Source organism: Mycobacterium sp. IDUB_19 (assembly GCF_055419445.1).
Genome location: NZ_JBVAXR010000005.1, coordinates 37,298 through 56,034 on the forward strand (window position 1 = coordinate 37,298; position 18,737 = coordinate 56,034).

The window sequence follows — 18,737 nt, forward strand, 5'->3', positions numbered from 1 at the left end:
TGACGGTTAGACCATCAGCGGTCCGCCGAATCCCGGGACGATTCCCACCGGGATCAGCGCGAACGCGATGACCAGAGAAGTGAACACCCGCCACGCTTTTGGCGTGGGTTCCTGCTCGATCTCCGGCCTACGCGCCGCGAAGAGGATGAACACCACCCCCACGTCGAACGCCACGATCGTCAGCCAGCGGGTCCAGTCGTAGCCGGTGAGGAATACCGGGACGATCAACAGCAGCCCCGCTATAACCCACGTCATCTTGCCCTGCACCGCCTCGATGAAGGCACGTACCGGCACGCCCGAAACGACGCTGACTCCCCACATCGTCACGAGTAGCGCCAAGGCGCCGAACATCAACGACACGGTGAGGCTGACCACTCCGATGTGGCCGACACTGTGGATGGCATCCACGATGCCGTGATCGAAGCTCGGCATCACGTTGCGGCACACCCAGTCGTGGTAGTCGGTTTGACGTGTTCGTCCGTCGAACACATACTGCAGCAGCGTCGGCGGTGACGTGATCGTGGCAAATGGGTTGGGCATCAAGTGATGCGGGACCGCCGAACACAGTTGGGGGGCGATGTCGTGACGACCGAACGCCGCCACCGCGGCGGCGGTCAATGCGCCCGGCGCCACCGCTAGCAGCGCGCCGATGCCCTGGCCGGCTCCCAGCGCACCGCCCAGGACGACGATCGCCAGCACTGCCCCCGACGCGAACTGCAGCCCGACCGCCTCGTGCACGAGCGTCAACGCCGAGGTCGCGGCGCCGTAGGCCAGGCACCAGGTGATCGCGATGGCGCGGGAACGTGCGAACACCAAGGCCGAGGCGAACAGCGCCATCACCGCCCCGCCGAACAGGTCCGGCCGGGCGGAGTAGGCCGCAAAAGAGACACCGAATGGCAGCAACGGAATCAGCATCGCGACCATCAGGCTGCGCTCGGACCGGCGTCGCCGCAAGAGCACCGCGGCCGCGACCGTTGCCAGGGCGCACAGGTAAACCGCCGTCGACAGCCACCGCAGACTCAGTGTGACCGCGAAGTAGTGTCCGGGGACCAACCCCACCAATTCACCGGCCAGACCGCGGCGGACGAAGCCATGCGCGTAGGTCGCCGAGTAATACGACATCCAGTACACGTCGAGCGGAAGGAGGTCTATGGCGAACCACAGCACGACTGCCGCCCAGACCGCAATCGCGACGGCGATCCCGACGTAAGCACCCCGGCGTGCAGGGTGATTCGCGCTGAGGACCAGGTTCACCATCAGGTCCCGCCGTCGTAGACGGTGGTGGCACGCAGGCCGACGTCGGCGAGCGCACCACATGCCAGCTCGCGCGTGGCTGCCGCGGTGTTGTCGGCGCCGCACTGGTAGGCGGCGATGCAGAGAAACCGGCTGCCGTTGATTGTTCCTGTGGCGCAGAATAATTGGCCACCATTTTGCTCGATGCGTCGGCGGGTGATGCCCTGCTCGACCAGCCGCACCGACACGTCGGTCGCATCCGCACCGTCGATGCGGCCAACGGCGGCATCGAAACTACCCATGTTGGAGCAGCCCACTGGCAGTCGGTCGGTCGACATGGCAATGCCTTCTGCCCGCCGTACCAGCCAGCGTGGGGTGAACGGGATGAGTGGCAGCCCGGCCAGCATCTCATTGGGCTGGTGTCGCAGCGACGTCAGCTGGCTCTTGACATCCGCGCGCACGCCACTCAAGTCGTCGACCGCCGCTCGGGCATCGACAGTAAGTGTGATGGAGGTCAGTGCGTTGGCACGGTCGTCGTTCGTGGCGGCGCGGTCGCTGACCGGAAGCACGACTGTCACGGAATCCCCGTCTGGTGCCACCCTGCCTATCCGGTGCGCCATGCGAGCCATGAAGGCGACGAAAAGCGTGTTGCTGCTTCCGTTGAAGCTGCGCGCCTGCGCTTCCCATGCCGCGGCATCGGTGTGCAGAGTCACCGCCGGGAGTGCGGTCCGGTCGTCGTCGATCCGTGTGGATGCCACGCGCCGCCGCGCTTCGGGCGCAGCCTGCGCGCCGGGCGAGGCCTTGAGCAATATCAGCAAAGTCGCGAACAGCGCGCGGACGACCGCGGGTAACGCGACGACGGCATTGGCCAGGTCCTCAGCCACCGCACGCCAACGACTGCGCGAATTCGGTTGTGAATAGCTGAGATTGCGCCGTTCCCCGTTGGCCGCTTCAGTTATGGCCGTCGCCAACGCAAGTCCATCGACAACGCAATGTGACGAAACCAAGGTGACCGCGGTGCCGCCGTCGTCCAACGGCAGCACGCCCAGATGAAACGTCGGCCCGTATTCAGGGTCGACGGGCACCCGTGCGCGTCGTTCAATCCACGCGCCGACGTGCGACCGCGGTTGTCGCGACTCGAGCGCAATCTCGGGTGAGCGGCCGTCGAGTACCCAGCGATGACGGCCGAACGGCAGCGGCGAGCACTCGATCCGGCGTCCGAGGAGGCCATGACGGAGCCGGACTTTGAAACTCCGCAATTCGTCGATGTTTACCTCGCGGTCGTACACCCAGGTGCATTGCACCGCGCTGCCTTGACCGGTGGCTCGCAGCCGCAAGAAGGCCGCTTGGTCCAGCAGCGCCAGCCTCGTCACTACCGCCCCGCTTCGGCTGCGGCGCGATACCCCCGAACGGCCACCGGCGTGAACACCGCGACCAGAGCAGCGGCCCACAGCACGGCCTGCCACAACGGCCACAGCACCGGCCCGGCGCCTGCGAGTGCGCGCATCGCCTCGATCGTCGGTGACATCGGCTGAAAGCGCACCACCGGTTGCAGCCAACCCGGAAACTTCTCGGAGGGGGCGACACCGGTGTTGAGGAACAGCAGCACCACAGATGCCGCACCCAGCCACGTCACCATCGCTTTGCCGTCCGCGCGAACGGCTATCGCGATGACCACGGTCGCCATCCCCGCCGAGATCGCCACCGGCACCAACACAAAGGCCAGCATCGCGATCCAGCCGTGACTGAATCGCAGGCCCATGGCGATTCCTACGATGGTGAGCGCAATGGTGGACGTGGTGGTTCGTGCCGCGTCGGCGAGCAGGCGGCCCGCCAGAGCGCTCGCCCGATGCACCGGTTGCAGCCATAGCCTGGCCAACAGACCGGACTCCCGTTCTTCCGGCAAAGCCATGCCGACGCCGAGGGTTCCGAAAATGGCGCCGGCCACCGCACACATCGGTACCAGCCCGTACAGGCTGTCGTGCCCGGTGACGGCAAGGACGGTTTTGCCGATCAGCAGTTTGTAGAGGATGAGCAGCAGCGTCGGAAACACCAGCGCCTGAACCGCGACGACCGGCTCGCGTCGCCAGCGGCGCAGCAGCCGCCCCGCTTCCGAAGCGCTTTGCCCGACGAACGCTGTCAGCGATGTCCTGTGCGAAATACTCTGCAGTACAGCTGAATTCGTCACCACTCGCGGCGCCTCACCCGCATCGTCAGCCAACGGTGCAGCACGGGTAGACCTGCCTCGGGGCCGGGGCGCGCCGGAAAGTTTTGCGCCGTAGCGTCGCTGCATCCGCAACGCGAGCCCACCGAACAGCGCCAGCAGCCCTAGGCACCATGCCAACGTCGCCGCCAGATCCTCACTGGTGACGTGTCCGGCGGCAAGCCCGCGCAACGTCTCGGTGACCTGCGACACCGGCTGGTATCGGATGAACGGGCCGAGCCATGCCGGAAACGATTGCGCCGGAGCGATACCGGTGGACAGCAGGACGAGTACCAGTTGGGGGAGGAGCAGTACCTGGCTGGACGATTCGACGGAGCCGACCCGGGAGCCGAGCGCGTCGGCGCCCAAGCACACGGCCATGGCGAACGCCACGACGATTACCACGAACAGAACCGCGTCGCCCGGGCCGCCGGCCATCCGAAAGCTAAACAACCGCGCAACCGTGACCGCGGCGACCAACGCAATCGTGGCGCGTATCAAGCAATAGAGCATCCGTGCGGCTAGCGGCAGCACCGCCGGAACCGGCTGAGTGTGAAGCCGAGATCCGAAGCCGGACAGCCGGTCTCGTGCCGCGCGGTCGGCTGTGGTCATTGCGCCGAACAACATCGCCTGCACGATGACCACCGGAAGGATGTACTGCGGGTAGGTCATCGGACCGGGGTTGATGAGAGTGCCTAATACCAAGGTGAATCCAAGGAAACAGCCCACGGGTGCCAGCACCGCGAAAAGCAGGTCGGCATCGCGCCGGGCACCCGACATCGTGCGCCAGGTCAGCGCCCCTAGGGCACTCAGATAGAGACCCCCGGCGCTAGCGGAACGGGACCGCATCAGGCATTGGTGTGCGGCCCGGCGCCGGCGACTACCCGGGTGAACTCGGCACGCATCGTGTCGACGTAGCGCAGGACTGACCTGCGGGCCCGGGCGGTGCCAGGGTAGGCGACCACCAACTGCGTTTTGTCGCGCATCCGATTGACCCACATGCACACCGTCTCCGACAGCCGGTTGTCACCCCAGATGCCGGCACGCAGACCGTCGAAGTCGTCGCCGAACGGCAGCTTGCGGATGTCGATATAGGACAGCATCGGGACGGGACGGTCCGGAACCTCGATGCCACCCGAGGATGGGTGCCGCGTTTCGAGCAGGTGATAGAACGGCACCGCGCCGAGTGCGGTGTTCGCGTCGAAGGACGCCTGGGCGGCGTGGGCGACCTCGTCGAACGACGCGCCGGCAACGGGGATCGCCAACGGAATGAAACTGGCCAACCAACCGACGGTGAGGGTGTGGGCGGGGTTGCGACGGTTGTCGAACGGTGTGAGTCCGAAATACGTGGCGGCGCCGGTCAACCGATGTTCGGCCAGGGCGGCGCAGGCGAACACACCACCGCTGAATCGCGCGCCCGCCGCGCGGCACGCCGCTTCGAAACGTCGGCCCTGATCCTCGTCGATCAGGTCGAACACGTCGATGGCCCCGGGCGTATCCGGGGTCGCCTCGCCCAGCTCCAGTGGGAACGTCGGCAACACACCGTTGTTCGCCGCGAGAAAGGCCCGCCAGGACTGGATTTCGGGTGACGCTTCATCCAGGCTTGCGGTGTACGCACGCTGATTTGCGCTGTACTCGCGATGGCTGGCCGCGGGTATCGGCGGCGCTCCCGCACTCTGCAGCGCGCTGAAGTACGTCGTCTGGATATCGAGGAAGATCACACCGGCCGACATTCCATCGGCGCGCAGGTGATCGATGGCGATGAAGACGGTGAACCGGTCTTCGCCCTGAACGATTCCGAAGGTGAAGCAATCCCATTGCAATGGATCGGGCGTATCGAGAAGTAATTTCCGGATCTCGGCCGGCGTCATCCTGCCGAGATCGGTTGGCGCCAAGGTGATGACGCACGGGTCGGCGATGACGTAGCGCTGGATTTTGTCGTTGTCGCCGAAGGCAAACCAGTCGTGGTAGGTGTCATGTCGGCGCACGTGGCTATTCACCGCGTGCGTCATCGCGTGGACATCGCAAGTGCCCGCAATCTCCCAAGCTCCGATGCACAACCGCGGGATATCGCGGCCGAGGCCGACTTGACGCCGGTAATACTGAAGATGCTGCGACTGCTGGTAACTCACCGGGGCGGGGTGGGATTGCGCTTCGTCCGCGCACGCATAGGTCGTCGCCGTAGGGGACCAGGACACAACCGTTCCCTCGGCTGTCCAGTCGTCCACCGTACCCAAGAACATGGCCCCACCCTTCGTTCGACAACGAGCGACGTCACCCCATCCCCGGGATGACCTTAACGTGACCGCAGCTGTGTTGCCGAGTGGCGTGGAGTCTGAAGGGGTGCGTAAGGAGACGGTGCCGTCTCCTTACGGCCACCACGTCTTTGCGCGATGCCAGCGTGGCGGGATAGCTCCACACAAAGGGGAACTCGCTCCGACCATGGGTCGAGCCGGGATTCTTGGTTTGCGGACTGGGTCGCGCGGCGGGCGGTTCGTCCTAGCTGTGTCATGCGTGCAGTCGCATTTGAATTTTTCGCCAACCGGTTGGCCGATCAGCGACGCAGATCTCCTAGCGCGACCGCAGAACCGACCGAGAATGCGACGCGGCGTCCCACACCGCCGTCGTCACCGTCCGCGCCGGGGTTGGTCCACTCCACCTGAGCCGTACCGGACAGCTGAAGGCTTGCGCCGGTAGCAAAATCGACGAACAACAGGGCAGCCTCGTCGTCGACCGCCAGGTTGCCGAAACTGTTGAACATGTTGTTGCCCGGGTAATCCGGCCACCACAGCCGTCCGGGGGAGTCGATCCGGACAAATCCGGCCGGACCCCCGCGATGCGACGCGTCGCTGCCCCGGGAAGGATGCGTGGTTCCCAGGAAGAACGTGTCCGCGGCTTCGATCATCGCTTGATCGTCGGCATTCAAAGATGTTGCATGCCTTGATTGTTCCGAAGGCGCGGCGACCGCGGGGACATTGATGTCGCGCCGGTGGATGTACTGGGGGCAGTTGCCGTATGCCTGGTCGACGCGCACCGTCATGCCCGCGTTGTCGCTCTCGATGAGGCTGCCGTTGATGCGCATTCTGCGCCGGGCGGCGAACTCGATAGCGATCAACCCGATCTGTTGGCCGACGGGCATCGCGTGTAGGGGATCACCCTCGCGCGGAAAGGCGGCAATCCGCAACATGTCGTCGGCGCCGTGCAGGAACCCCGGCTGCCCCGACAGTGGGGAGATCCACAGCACCCCCTCGCGGTCATGCCCGGTCAGCGCGGCAAACCGCTGCTTTGTCAGGAATTGCGCAGTGCCCGCAGACAAGCGGTCCGCGCCGAGCATGTTCTCCAGCCGTTTTGCGGCGGCTTCGACGCCGGCTCGGCGCTGGGTTGCTACCTCACCCTCGTGAAAGCCCGTTGCGGTCACGGAGTGGTCAACGCCGGCGGCGCTCCAAAACTTCCCGTTGCCCGCGGGTTCGGCTATCGCCGCCAAAGCACCTACCGCGTGCCGCATTCGGCCGCATTGGTTTAGTGCCTCCGGGGCTTGTGGGAGCTCACCACGTCGCGGACGACCAACCCCACCAAGGCGGCTACGCACAGTGGCACGTACAGCCTGAAATTGGGTGATGCGTGGTCGTACAGCGCGATGTAGGCGATCGTTGCGATCGCCACCATGGTGAGCAGGATGCCGCGATTAACCTTGTCCGTGCTCATGCTTCGACCTAACTTTTCGGTCGGCATTATGCCGCGAATATGAGCATAAACCTCGCGACCCCATTTGCCACGAACCTATTTAGCGCGCCCCCGAAATGACGAGAATTGCGCGACACACGGATCATCACTTTTGCCGACCCCCGATGTCGAGGAAAGCGACTACCACCTCCGGGCGGGCGAGGCTGAAGCTCTACGCTGGCCCTATGGCACCGACGCCGCGCCCGCGCCGATCCGCTCTCTACCTCCCCGGCAATAAAGATCGAGCACTCGAGAAGGGGAAATCGCTACCGGCCGATGTGTTGATTTTCGACCTCGAGGATGCGGTTGGCCCCGACGCCAAAGCCGATTCCAGAACCAGGGTGTGCGACGCGGTCTCGTCGGAGGGCTATCGGCCTCGCGAGATTGTGGTGCGCATCAACGGGGCAGGGACCGACTGGCATGACGACGATCTGGCCGCCGTCGCCGGTTCGGCCGCCGACGGGGTGCTCGTGCCGAAGGTCGAGACGGGCAAAGAGGTCCAGGCGCTGGCCGACGCGCTCGACGCGCTCGATGCGCCGCAGTCGTTGTCGCTGTGGGCGATGATCGAGACGCCGCGGGCCATATTGCGGGCGGAGGAGATCGCCGCGGCCAGCGATCGGTTGACCGTGCTGGTGGTCGGCACCAACGACCTGGTGAACGATCTGCATGGCCTGCACGTACCCGGGCGTGGGCCGATCGTGCCGGCGTTGTCGCTCGCGGTATTGGGTGCGAGGGCAGCGGGGAAAGCCATCTTGGACGGGGTGTTCAACACCATCGCCGACGAGGCCGGCTTCCGGGCCGAGGCTCAGCAAGGCCGCGAGATGGGTTTCGACGGCAAGACTCTGATCCATCCGTCCCAGGTTGCCCCGGCGAACGAACTGTTCGGCCCCTCGGAAAAGGAGTTGGCCGACGCACACAAGATCGTCTCGGCTTACCAGGAAGCCGAGGCCGCGGGGAACAGCGTCATCACCGTCGATGGCCGCATGATCGAGAGCCTGCATGTGCGCGACGCTCAGCGGATCCTCGCACTCGCCGACCTTATTTCCGAACTGGAATCCTAATGACGTTCCGCCCGAGCCCATTCCGGGCCGATCTACTGCAAGGGAAGGTCGCGCTCGTCACCGGTGGGGCTACGGGACTCGGTCAGGAGATCGCGCGGGTGTTGGGCGGTCACGGCGCGCGCGTGGCCATCTGCAGCCGAAAAGAACCCAACCTCCAAGCTGCGGTTGCGGCGTTGCGGGAACAGGGCATTGAGGCCATCTACGGCGTATGCGACGTTCGTCGTAGCGACGAGGTCACGGCCGTCGTCGAGGAGGTGTTGGCCACCTTCGGCCGACTCGACGTCGTCATCAACAATGCCGCCGGAAACTTCCCGGTGCCGATCGGTGAACTCAGCGTAGGCGGATTCAAAGCGGTGGTCGACATCGACCTGGTGGGAACGTTCAACGTATCCAAAGCGGCGTACGAACTTTGGCTGCGCGATCACGGCGGCGCCGTGGTCAACATCAGCGCGGCGATCCAGTACCGCGGCATGGCCCTGCAAGCGCACGTCGTCTCGGCCAAGGCCGGCGTTGACGCGTTCAGCCGTGCCTGTGCGATCGAATGGGGGCCCAACGGTGTTCGGGTCAATGTCGTTGCCCCCGGCGCGATGTCGGGAACCGAGGGGGTCAGGAGAATCGCCGGAGACGACCAACACCGGGCGATCCAGAATCCGCTGCGGCGTTCCGGCTCGACCACCGAGGTCGCCGAGGCGGTGATGTTCCTGGCCAGCGACGCCGCGTCATACGTGACGGGAGCGGTGCTGGTGGTCGACGGCGGTGGCTGGCTGACCGCCAGCGGTGTGCCGGATCTGCCGGGCTATCACTGACTACGGGTAGATCCGCATAGTCAGGCCGCCCCCTCGGGGCCACTCTCCTTGCGCGCGTGGAGCCTTTGCAGCGATCGCACCAATCCCGCCTCGATCAACTTGTCGTTGCCGTCGGAGATGAAGTGGTGCACCCGCTTCTCGAGTAGGGCACGCATCAACGGGTTGAACACTTCGTAGGTCTCACGGAAGTAGACCCGCGTCCTGCCGCCTCCGAGATTCTCCAGCCGGGTCCAGCCCGAGGCCTTCGACCACAGCGGCTTGCCGATGGCGTCGTACCGCCACGACACCGGTCGCCGGGCCTGGGTGATCCACTCCCAGGACTGGGCCTTGCCGCCGGAGAGCAGATACCCCGGCACGGGAAAGTGGCAGTGCCGCACCAGCCCGTTGCCCTGCTCGTCCCCGGGATGCAAGATCTCGATCTTCACGGTGTCAGTCTCGATGCCCGCCCGGGTTTGCTTCCACATCACGTCCCACACCTCTTCGGGCGTGCCGTCGACGACGAAATCAAATCTGTGGTCCTGCACAGCCTCTCCTCTACTCGTGGCTCAGTTGCGACTTCAACACCTTGCCGCCGGGGTTGCGCGGCAGTGCCGCAAGGTAGTGGACCTGGCGGGGCACCTTGTAGTCGGCGAGGCGCTCGCCGGCAAAGCCCTGGAGCTCGGCAGTCGATAGTGTCGCGCCCGGTCGCACAACGACATAGGCAGCGATGTCCTCACCCAGCACCTCGTGAGGAATGCCGACCACCGCGGCCTCAACCACGTCCGGGTGGGCCTGCAGGACCGCCTCGACGTCGTCTGCGTAGATGTTCAGCCCCCCTCGGACGACCATCTCCTTCTTGCGCCCGACGATGAAGAGATAGCCGTCGGCGTCGAGGTAGCCGAGGTCACCGGTGTGCAACCAGCCGCCGTCCCACATGCGTGCGGTGGCCTCGGGGTTGCGGTAATACTCGCGGTGTCCGCCCGGGTTTCGGGTGATGACTTCACCGATTTGCCCTGTGGGCAAGACCTTTTCGTTGTCGTCGACGATGCGCACTTGCACGGGCGGCGTGGGTCGCCCGACGGCACCCGGTCGCGTGCGGGCTCCCTCGGGATCCATCGTGAAGGTCGCATGCCCGCCTTCGGTCATGCCGTAGCTGTTCAGAACGGCGGCTCCGGGCAGCCGGGTCTGCAGGCGCTCCACCGTATCCGGGGACAGCGGTGCACTTCCCAGGATGAGCCGCTTGAGGCTCGAGAGGTCGACCGAGTCGAACTCGGGGTGGTGGATCAGGAGCCTGGCCATGGCCGGCACCACAAAGGCGATCACCGGTCGCTCGCGCGCGACGATGTCGAGCCATCGCCCGGCGTCGAATTTGGGCAGGTACAGCAGTGTCATGCCCGCCTTCATCGGGTTGTAGATGAAGCCGAGGCCGGCGAAGGTGAACACCGGGGTAGCGCTGAGCCACTTCAATCCGTTCCATCGCGGAAGCGCGTTGGGCAGCATGGCGACGTTGCCGTGCCGCACGGCAACACCTTTCGGCATGCCCGTCGTCCCGGATGTGTACATGACGTCAGCCAGATCCGTCTCGTCGAGGGGTACCTGGATGGCCGCGGTGTCCGTGCTCTTCACCTCTTCGAGGTCGATGAAGCGGCGGCCCTCCGACGGGCCGACGGTGGAAACCACAGTCAGGGACGGCAGCGACGCCGACAAGGGGGCGACGGCGTTCTCAAATGCGCCACTGCAAACGACCGCGCTGACCTCGGCATGCTCGAGGATGGAGCGCATCTCGGGAGGAGACAGCCGGTTGTTGAGCGGCACGGACACGGCGCCGATCTTGTGAACCGCGCTGTAGGTGACGATGAAGTCGAGGATCTGGTCGGCCTCGAGATCGATGGCGACCAGGTCCCCTTTCCTGACGCCCTTGTCCTGCAGACCGTGGGCCAACCGGTTTGACTCCCGCTCCCAACCGCCGAACGTGATCGACGACCCGTCGCCGAGATTCCGGTACGCCACCTCGTCGGGATAGGCCGATGCCATCAGCCGCAGCTGGTCGGGCAGAAGGTCAACCATGGGGCCGCTTTTCGAGCAGGCGCTCGGCGGTGCCGCCCAGGAAGTCGGCCATGGGCCCATCGTCCAGGGCAAGCGACCGGGCGGCCGCAAGGGCCCGTTCCATGGGGAGAAACGGATGGTCCGAGGCGAACAGGACCCGGCCCCTGCCGCGGCGCGACCCCATGAACTTGATCAACGAAGGACGCATGTACTTGGCCAGGAAGGCCGAGTTCGAAAGATAGAGGTTGGGCCATTTCAGCATGTACTCGATGAGCAGGTCCTCATACGGGTGGCCCATGTGGGCGCCGATGACGACCAGATCGGGGAAGTCGATCAGCACGTCCTCGAGGAGTACCGGGTCCTGACACCGGGACCGGACCCTCGGTCCGGGGATGCCGATGTTGATCGAGACGGGGAGGCCCAGCTCTTCGCAAGTGGCGTAGATCGGGTAGTAGAGGGCGTGGTTGAGGGGGTACTGGTCGACTAACGGCGACACCCGGACGAGATCGACTGTTCCCTCGGTGGCCCGCCGGCGGACGGCCACGGCCTGCTGCCTGGGCCGGGCGGGGCGGTCGACCGACGTGGCCACATATAGCCGGTGGCGTTGCTCGGCGGCAAAAGCCAGGATGTCCTCGTCGGCCGTGGACAGCGAGGTGCTCAGGACCGCCCGGTCTACGCCGACCCGGTCCATCTCGGCTATCAGGTCGTGCGGGGTCATCCCCTCCCGCACATCGACGCCGAAGAACCCCTCGACCGACCCGAAACCCGACTTGCCCAAAAAGGCGGCAGCATCCTCTTTGGCAAGCGAATTCACCCAGAGATCGATGACCATGTGTCCTCCTCGAATCCGGGGCCATCGCGGAGCGTACCGCCAGGCGTTGCGCGCGGACATGAAAAACCGGGCATGACAAATCGAAGCTTCCGCGTAACGTCGTTCCCGACCAATCCGTCGCCGGACAAGGCTTCGGCCGAACGCACGAGGGAAGGGCACCATCATGCCCATTGCGATCACTCCTGAACACCAGGACCTCGCCGACTCGGTGCGGTCACTGGTGGCGCGGATGGTGCCGTCGGAAGTGCTGCACCAAGCGCTGGAGACGCCGATCGCCACGCCGCCACCGTATTGGCGGGCAGCCGCGGATCAGGGGCTCACCGGTGTCCACCTGGCGGAGTCGGTTGGCGGGCAAGGGTTCGGCATCCTCGAGTTGGCGGTGGTCTTGGCCGAGTTCGGCCGCGGCGCGGTGCCGGGCCCGTTCGTCCCGTCGGCGATTGCCAGCGCTCTGATCTCGGCGCACGATCCCGACTCGAAGCTGCTCGGCGATCTGGCGTCGGGCGCGGTGATCGCCGCGTGCGCCGCGGAGTCATCGCTGACGGCCACCCGGCAGGGCGATGTGCTCGTGGTCCGGGGCCGAGCGCGTTCGGTGCCTGCGGCTGCACAGGCAACGCTGCTCGTATTGCCGGTGTCCACCGACCCCGGCACCGTTTGGGTGGTGCTGGACGCCGGCCAACTCGAAATCGAGCAGGTCGCAAGCGTCGACTCGCTGCGGCCGGTGGCTCATGTTCACGCGGGCGCCGTCGAGGTCGGCGAGGACCGCGTGCTGAGCAACCTGAGTATCAACGCCGCGAAGGCCATTGTGTCTACGCTGCTGTCGGCCGAGGCCATCGGCGTCGCCCGCTGGGCCACCGACACCGCGTCCGCCTACGCCAAGATCCGTGAGCAGTTCGGTCGGCCCATCGGGCAGTTCCAGGCGATCAAGCACAAGTGTGCGGAGATGATGGCCCGCACCGAACGTGCGACCGCGGCGGTATGGGACGCCGCGCGCGCCATCGACGAAGGGATCGAAAATCCGCAATCCGCAGCGGAATTCGCTGCCGCCGTGGCGGCGACGTTGGCCCCGGCAGCCGCCCAAAGCTGCACCCAGGATTGCATCCAGGTGCACGGCGGTATCGGCTTCACCTGGGAGCATGACACCAACGTTTATTACCGTCGGGCGCTCGGGCTGGTGGCCGCGTTTGGCCGCGCGGCCGACTATCCGCAGCGCGTCGTGGAGACCGCCACCACCACCGGCGTACGCAAGCTCGATATCGACCTCGATCCCGAAACCGAGCAGCTGCGTCAGGAGATCCGCGCGGAAGTCGCTGCGCTCAAGGCGATTCCATCCGATCAGCGCACCGAGGCGATTGTCGAGGGTGGCTGGGTGATGCCGTATCTGCCTAAGCCGTGGGGCCGTTCGGCCACGCCGGTCGAGCAGATCATCACCGCCCAGGAATTCAGCGCCGGCCGGGTCCGGCGCCCGATCCTGGGCATCGCCAGTTTTCTCGTCCCATCCATCGTCGCGTTCGGCAATGAAGGCCAGAAGCAACGCTTCCTGCCGCCGACACTGCGCGGTGAAATGATCTGGTGTCAGCTGTTTTCCGAGCCCGGCGCCGGCTCAGACCTGGCGGGCTTGTCCACCAAGGCCGTTAAGGTCGACGGCGGCTGGCGCATCACCGGCCAGAAGATCTGGACCACTCTCGCGCAGTACGCGCAGTGGGGTGCGCTGTTGGCGCGAACCGAGCCAAACGCTCCAAAACATAACGGCATCACCTACTTCCTGCTGGATATGGCCAGCGAAGGTGTCACCGTGCGCCCGTTGCGCGAGCTCACCGGCATCGAGTTCTTCAACGAGGTATTCATCGACGACGTGTTCGTGCCGGACGACATGGTGCTCGGCGAGGTCAACCGGGGCTGGGAGGTCAGCCGCAACACGCTGACCGCCGAGCGGGTGACCATCGGCAGCGCCGAGAACCCGAATCTCGCCAGCCTGAACCGTCTGGTCGATCTCATGCGCGACGGTCAGTTCGACCAGATTGCCCAAAACCGGGCCGGCCAATTGATCGCCGAAGGCTACGCGGCCAAAGTGCTCAACCTGCGTTCGACGCTGCTGACGCTCGCCGGTGGTGATGCGCTGCCGTCGGCCGCGATATCCAAGCTGCTCTCGATGCGCACCGCCCAGGGCTACGCCGAATTCGGGTTGGCGACGTTCGGCGTCGACGGCGCCATCGCCGATACCGCTGAGCTGCAAGGCGAGTGGGCTCAGTACTTGCTGACCAGCCGCGCTACCACGATTTACGGCGGTACCTCGGAGGTGCAGCTGAATATCATCGCCGAGCGGTTGCTGGGGTTGCCGCGCGACCCGTGACTCCGGGCCATCACTGACTACGGCCACGCAACGGTGAGATCACAGTCGTGCCGTCATCGTGCCCGGCCGATTAGGTGTTTTGCCCCGACTCGCATTATTCTTGCCCGCGGCTCATTGTCGACTCAGGAAAAGCAGATGCTTATTCAGCCCACTCTGCGACGGGCACAATCGCCGCGCAGCGCTCAACGTGTGACCTTCCCGAAGATCGGTCAGTGCTTCGACATCGAAGTCACTCGCGAGACCGATGGGTGGCTCGTCCAGATTCCCGAGATCGCTGCGATGGCCCGCACCGGCCGCCGCTCCACGATCGAGTTGGTGGCGCGCGAATGCATCGCCACCCGCACGGGCATCCCGATGGGTTACATCAGCGTCTTCGTCACGAAAGAGACCCGCTAGTCCCGCTCGGTGGTCACCAGACCCGCATGTCGCCTTACGCGACGTACCCGCGGGGCAACACCGAGAAGTCAACGCACGCCGCGGCCATGATGTCGCCGAATTCCGGGGCGACCGGTGCGCGGAGTTTCAGCAGCGCACCCGCCGACGGCAATTTCTGGGCGTTGACGTTGTAGTCGTAGAGCAATTGCATGGCCTCGGAGTCGATATCGTGCCAGCCGGTGTGAACCGTCATCAAAGTGAGGACACCGATTTCGTCGCCGGCGGGGGACAGGATCCGGTGCTGCCAGGCGCGATCGGCCTTGAAGCCGGAGTGCGGCTCGACGACCGCCAAAACGGTTCCGCCGCCGTCTTCCAACCTCGCCGCGCCATCGGCCGGCACGATTCTGCCCACGGGTGAGTTCTGTCTGGTGATGGTGGTTGTTCCCGCTACCGCGATCTGGAGCTCATCTCCCGCGGCGCTGGACAGTACGTAGTCGCTCTTGCCGCCGTTCTTGAACCCGAACAGTACGGCCGCACCGCCCTTTTGCTGGGCGCGCCCCAATTCAGTGCCGTCGGGAGTGGCGAGTTGGACCCTCAATGCGTTGGACGCCGCTTTCGTCAAACGCGCTGTGACCGTGGTTGCGTCTCCAAGAATCGGCATGCCGAAAGCGTAGACGCCCGCGCGGGTACCGGGGCGAACGGCTCAGATCTTCACCGTCAGCGGCCAGACCTTCCAGATGTCGTCGCAGTACTCCGCGATGGCGCGATCCGACGAGAACTTGCCGCTGCGCGCGGTGTTCAGGATCGACATCTTGGTCCACGACTCCCGGTCCTGCCACGCGGCACTGACGCGCGCTTGGCATTCCACGTAGGAGGCGTAGTCCGCGCACACCAGGAATGGGTCGTCGTGGCGGAGGTTGTCCACCAGCGGCCGGAACACCTCGGTGTCTCCGTGTGAGAATGTGCCGCCGGCAATCAGATCCAGCACCGCGCGCAGCTCGTCGTTGCTGTCGATGTAGTCCGCCGGGCAGTAACCGCTCGCCTTGAGTGCCTCGACCTCGTCGACGGTCAGGCCGAACAGGAAGAAGTTCTCTGCCCCCGCCTCTTCGCGAATCTCGACGTTAGCCCCATCGAGGGTGCCGACCGTGAGGGCGCCATTGATCATGAACTTCATGTTCCCGGTGCCCGATGCTTCCTTGCCGGCGGTGGAGATCTGCTCGGACACATTCGCGGCCGGATAGATCAGGTGTGCGTTCTGCACGTTGAAGTTCGGTATGAACGCGACCTTCAGGAACTTGCTGACCTCCGGGTCACTGTTGATCGTCTCCCCAACGGCATTGATCAGCTTGATGATTCGCTTGGCCAAGAAGTAGCCAGGAGCCGCCTTACCGCCAAAGATGAAGGCCCGCGGTGGAATTGAGAGATCGGGGTTTTGCTTGAGCCGGTAGTACAGCGCGACGATGTGCAGCAAGTTGAGATGCTGGCGCTTGTACTCGTGAATGCGCTTGACCTGGATATCGAAAATCCATTCCGGGTTCAGTTCGACACCGGTCGCCGAGCGGATGAAGGAGGCCAGCCGGGCTTTGTTGGTGCGCTTGATATCGCGCCACTGCGCCAGGAACGAGGAGTCGTCGATGAACGGCTCGAGCCCACGCAGCCGCCCCAGATCGGTCAGCCAGCCCTCGCCGATCGTGCGGTCCAGCAGCTCGCGCAGCCCGGGGTTGGACAGCGCAAGGAACCGCCGCGGCGTCACGCCGTTGGTCTTGTTACTGAACCGCTCCGGCCAGAGCTCGTAAAAGTCTTTGAGCACACTGGCTTTCAGTAGGTCCGAGTGCAGCGCGGCGACACCGTTGATGGCGTGGCTGCCGACGGTGGCCAGGTGGGCCATCCGGACGTTCTTGCCGCCATCCTCACCGATCAGCGACATACGGCGGAGCCGGTCCTCATCGCCGGGAAACCGGGTGCTTACCTCGTCGAGGAAGCGGCGGTTGATCTCGTAGATGATCTCGAGGTGGCGGGGCAGCGATTCGGAGAACATTTCCAGCGGCCAGGTCTCCAGCGCCTCGGGCAGCAAGGTGTGGTTGGTGTAGGCGAATGTCGCGACCGTGATTTCCCACGCCTCGTCCCACACCAGGTCGCGCTCGTCGATCAGCAACCGCATCAGCTCGGCAACCCCGATCGACGGATGGGTATCGTTGAGCTGCAAGGCGAATCGCCGGGGCAGCTCCCTGACGGACACGTCGGCGAGATCGTCCATGATGTGCAGCACGTGCTGCAGCGAGCAGGACACGAAGAAGTACTGCTGAAGTAGGCGCAGCTGCTTGCCCGCCTCCGGCTCGTCATTGGGGTAGAGCACCTTGGTGACCGTCTCCGACATGACCTCGTCCTCGACTGCCCCGTAGTAATCGCCGGTGTTGAAGGCGTCCAACGCGAACGACTTGACGGCTCGCGCGCTCCACAACGTCAGCACGTTGCAGGTGTTGACGCCGTAACCTTGGATGGGCGTGTCGTAGGCGGTGCCTTTGAGCAGCCGGCCCGGCACCCATCGGACGCGGTCGTGGCCGGCTTCGTCCGTGTAGTGCCCGGCGTAGCCGCCCCACTTGACCAGATAGTTGACGTCGGGTTTAGCTATCTCCCAAGGGTTTCCGCGATCCAGCCAATTGTCGGTCTGCTCGACCTGCCAGCCGTCGTGGATCTCCTGATCGAATATGCCGAATTCGTAGCGGATGCCGTAGCCGATCGCCGGGCGCTCCAGGGTGGCCAGCGAGTCCAGGTAGCACGCCGCCAGCCGACCGAGGCCGCCGTTGCCCAGTCCCGGTTCCTCCTCGCATGCCAGCACCTCGTCGAGCTTCTGGCCCATTGCGGCCAGCGCGGACTTCGCCGCGCCCTCCAAGCCCAGGTTGAGCAGGTTGTTGCCCAGCTGCGGACCCATCAGGAACTCGGCCGACAGATAGCACGTCACCTTGCGTCCGAGATCGAGCGAGGTCTGCGTCGACGCCACCCGGCGGTCCTGCATGCGGTCGCGCACGGCCAGCGCCAGCGCCCGGTAGTAGTGCTCGGGCCGCAGCGCCGCGGCCGGACGGCCGATCGAGTAGCGCAGGTGATCGGTGATCGCGCGCTGCAGCGCGGGCGCGCCCATCCCGGTGCGGGAGTGCTCGGCCAGTTCGGCCGGTCGGGAACCGGTGGCAGCCATTCCGTCCGAGGGGGTCTGATCGAGATCGGTCATGTGAGTCCTACTCCCTAGATTTGGTGGCAGTATCGCATCCATCAGCCCAGCAGCGCAGTTCGTCAGTCTGGCAGCGGCGCTTGCACATCAGGCGCGAAGCGGACGACCGTCACATGAACGCAACCTCACGCACTGGCGACGAACCGGCGTTGCCTAGCTGGTGACCGTCATCTGGTCACCACCGCCTTCCCACGATCGGACGAAGACGTCGATCGGAACCTGCTCGTCGCGGCCCTGCTCGCTGCCGCTGTCGTTGAGGTGCACGATGCCGGCCGCGGTGTCGACACCGGTCACCACCACGGCGTGGTTCGACAAGGGTTCCCCGTCCGAGTTCTTGTCTTCGACGGGCTGACCCCAGATGACTTCGGCGTTAACCCCGGCAATGACCTTGCGGCCCTTGGCTAGATCCCGCTGCAGGGCCACTACGCCGGTCGGGACGTGTGTCGTTGCGGCGCTGTCCTTGTCGGTGCTCACTGCACGGATCCCGTAGTGCGCCAGCAGCGCCGGCTCGTCGTCGAATGAGGTGCCCTCACCACTCTTGTGCTTCTTCGGCTCGGTGTAGATCGGTCCGGGGTGAACGCTGCTGGGAGTCGATTGAGCCAGCTTGACGATCTCGTGCTCGGAGGGCTGCTTGCCGGTCCATTCACCAACGACGTCGGCGACCGCCATCTCCACGCAGTCGTCGTCGTATTCCTGGTAGCGCCAGAACGGCGCGGCCGCGGTCGGGTCGCCGTAGAGCGTGCCGGCGCCACTGGGCGGGCGGGGGGAACCGGGAGCGGCCTGGGCCGCGCCCACCGCCAACCCCAGAGCGGCTACGCCGGTCAGCACCGCAACGGCTGTGGTGCGGGCCACGCTCGCAATCCTGATCACGGGAAAATGGTCTCTTGCCGGCCTCTGCGAATT

General features: G+C 65.3%; 16 protein-coding genes. 4 read left to right on the forward strand and 12 right to left on the reverse strand.

The genetic code is table 11. The features are described from left to right. Positions 1-6 precede the first annotated feature (6 nt). The 6 genes from ACZY0B_RS06470 to ACZY0B_RS06495 all read right to left on the reverse strand — a co-directional run bounded on the left by ACZY0B_RS06470 (position 7) and on the right by ACZY0B_RS06495 (position 7,141). On the reverse strand, positions 7-1,257 hold the full coding sequence (locus ACZY0B_RS06470; RefSeq protein ID WP_463763211.1) for a hypothetical protein: 1,251 nt from the start codon (positions 1,255-1,257) through the stop codon (positions 7-9). Then, on the reverse strand, positions 1,257-2,606 hold the full coding sequence (locus tag ACZY0B_RS06475) for a hypothetical protein (protein ID WP_463763212.1): 1,350 nt from the start codon (positions 2,604-2,606) through the stop codon (positions 1,257-1,259). Before ACZY0B_RS06475 ends, ACZY0B_RS06470 begins: the two co-directional genes overlap by 1 nt. Next, on the reverse strand, positions 2,606-4,249 hold the full coding sequence (locus ACZY0B_RS06480) for an ABC transporter permease (protein ID WP_463763369.1): 1,644 nt from the start codon (positions 4,247-4,249) through the stop codon (positions 2,606-2,608). The genes ACZY0B_RS06475 and ACZY0B_RS06480 overlap by 1 nt, the downstream gene beginning before the upstream one ends. 35 nt (positions 4,250-4,284) lie before the next feature. Beyond that, positions 4,285-5,679, reverse strand: a complete 1,395-nt coding sequence (locus ACZY0B_RS06485) for a condensation domain-containing protein (protein ID WP_463763213.1) — start codon at positions 5,677-5,679, stop codon at positions 4,285-4,287. A gap of 311 nt (positions 5,680-5,990) precedes the next feature. Then, positions 5,991-6,941, reverse strand: coding sequence for a pyridoxamine 5'-phosphate oxidase family protein (locus ACZY0B_RS06490; protein ID WP_463763214.1), 951 nt, complete (start codon positions 6,939-6,941; stop codon positions 5,991-5,993). A gap of 14 nt (positions 6,942-6,955) precedes the next feature. Beyond that, the gene (locus tag ACZY0B_RS06495) at positions 6,956-7,141 is read right to left on the reverse strand and encodes a hypothetical protein (RefSeq protein WP_463763215.1); all 186 of its coding nucleotides are present in this window, start codon (positions 7,139-7,141) and stop codon (positions 6,956-6,958) included. Positions 7,142-7,344: 203 nt separating this feature from the next. On the opposite strand from ACZY0B_RS06495, the gene ACZY0B_RS06500 reads away from it, so the two are divergent. Next, positions 7,345-8,220, forward strand: coding sequence for an HpcH/HpaI aldolase/citrate lyase family protein (locus ACZY0B_RS06500; RefSeq protein WP_463763216.1), 876 nt, complete (start codon positions 7,345-7,347; stop codon positions 8,218-8,220). Then, positions 8,220-9,026, forward strand: a complete 807-nt coding sequence (locus ACZY0B_RS06505; RefSeq protein ID WP_463763217.1) for an SDR family oxidoreductase — start codon at positions 8,220-8,222, stop codon at positions 9,024-9,026. The genes ACZY0B_RS06500 and ACZY0B_RS06505 overlap by 1 nt, the downstream gene beginning before the upstream one ends. A 20-nt stretch (positions 9,027-9,046) precedes the next feature. Here the strand turns inward: ACZY0B_RS06505 and ACZY0B_RS06510 are convergent, their stop codons facing one another. Genes ACZY0B_RS06510 through ACZY0B_RS06520 form a run of 3 tightly spaced genes read right to left on the reverse strand, consistent with a single transcriptional unit; the run spans position 9,047 to position 11,883 of the window. Continuing rightward, complete coding sequence (locus ACZY0B_RS06510; protein WP_463763218.1) at positions 9,047-9,550, reverse strand: SRPBCC family protein; 504 nt, start codon at positions 9,548-9,550, stop codon at positions 9,047-9,049. A 10-nt stretch (positions 9,551-9,560) separates the two neighbouring features. Beyond that, positions 9,561-11,072, reverse strand: coding sequence for a class I adenylate-forming enzyme family protein (locus ACZY0B_RS06515; protein ID WP_463763219.1), 1,512 nt, complete (start codon positions 11,070-11,072; stop codon positions 9,561-9,563). Continuing rightward, on the reverse strand, positions 11,065-11,883 hold the full coding sequence (locus tag ACZY0B_RS06520; protein WP_463763220.1) for an amidohydrolase family protein: 819 nt from the start codon (positions 11,881-11,883) through the stop codon (positions 11,065-11,067). Before ACZY0B_RS06520 ends, ACZY0B_RS06515 begins: the two co-directional genes overlap by 8 nt. Before the next feature lie 163 nt (positions 11,884-12,046). On the opposite strand from ACZY0B_RS06520, the gene ACZY0B_RS06525 reads away from it, so the two are divergent. Together ACZY0B_RS06525 and ACZY0B_RS06530 are read left to right on the forward strand one after the other, a co-directional pair. Continuing rightward, on the forward strand, positions 12,047-14,233 hold the full coding sequence (locus tag ACZY0B_RS06525; protein ID WP_463763221.1) for an acyl-CoA dehydrogenase: 2,187 nt from the start codon (positions 12,047-12,049) through the stop codon (positions 14,231-14,233). A gap of 204 nt (positions 14,234-14,437) precedes the next feature. After that, complete coding sequence (locus ACZY0B_RS06530) at positions 14,438-14,629, forward strand: long chain fatty acid-CoA synthetase Faa4p (protein WP_463763371.1); 192 nt, start codon at positions 14,438-14,440, stop codon at positions 14,627-14,629. A gap of 34 nt (positions 14,630-14,663) precedes the next feature. Here ACZY0B_RS06530 and ACZY0B_RS06535 read toward each other — a convergent pair whose 3' ends face one another. From ACZY0B_RS06535 to ACZY0B_RS06545, 3 genes are all read right to left on the reverse strand, one after another. Then, the gene (locus ACZY0B_RS06535) at positions 14,664-15,269 is read right to left on the reverse strand and encodes a hypothetical protein (protein ID WP_463763222.1); all 606 of its coding nucleotides are present in this window, start codon (positions 15,267-15,269) and stop codon (positions 14,664-14,666) included. 42 nt (positions 15,270-15,311) lie between these two features. Continuing rightward, entirely contained in the window at positions 15,312-17,801 is a 2,490-nt protein-coding gene (locus ACZY0B_RS06540; protein ID WP_463763372.1) for a glycogen/starch/alpha-glucan phosphorylase, read from the reverse strand. Positions 17,802-17,987: 186 nt separating this feature from the next. After that, positions 17,988-18,701 (reverse strand): cysteine peptidase family C39 domain-containing protein, encoded by a 714-nt coding sequence (locus tag ACZY0B_RS06545; RefSeq protein ID WP_463763373.1) that lies wholly within the window; start codon positions 18,699-18,701, stop codon positions 17,988-17,990. Between the last annotated feature and the right edge of the window lie 36 nt (positions 18,702-18,737).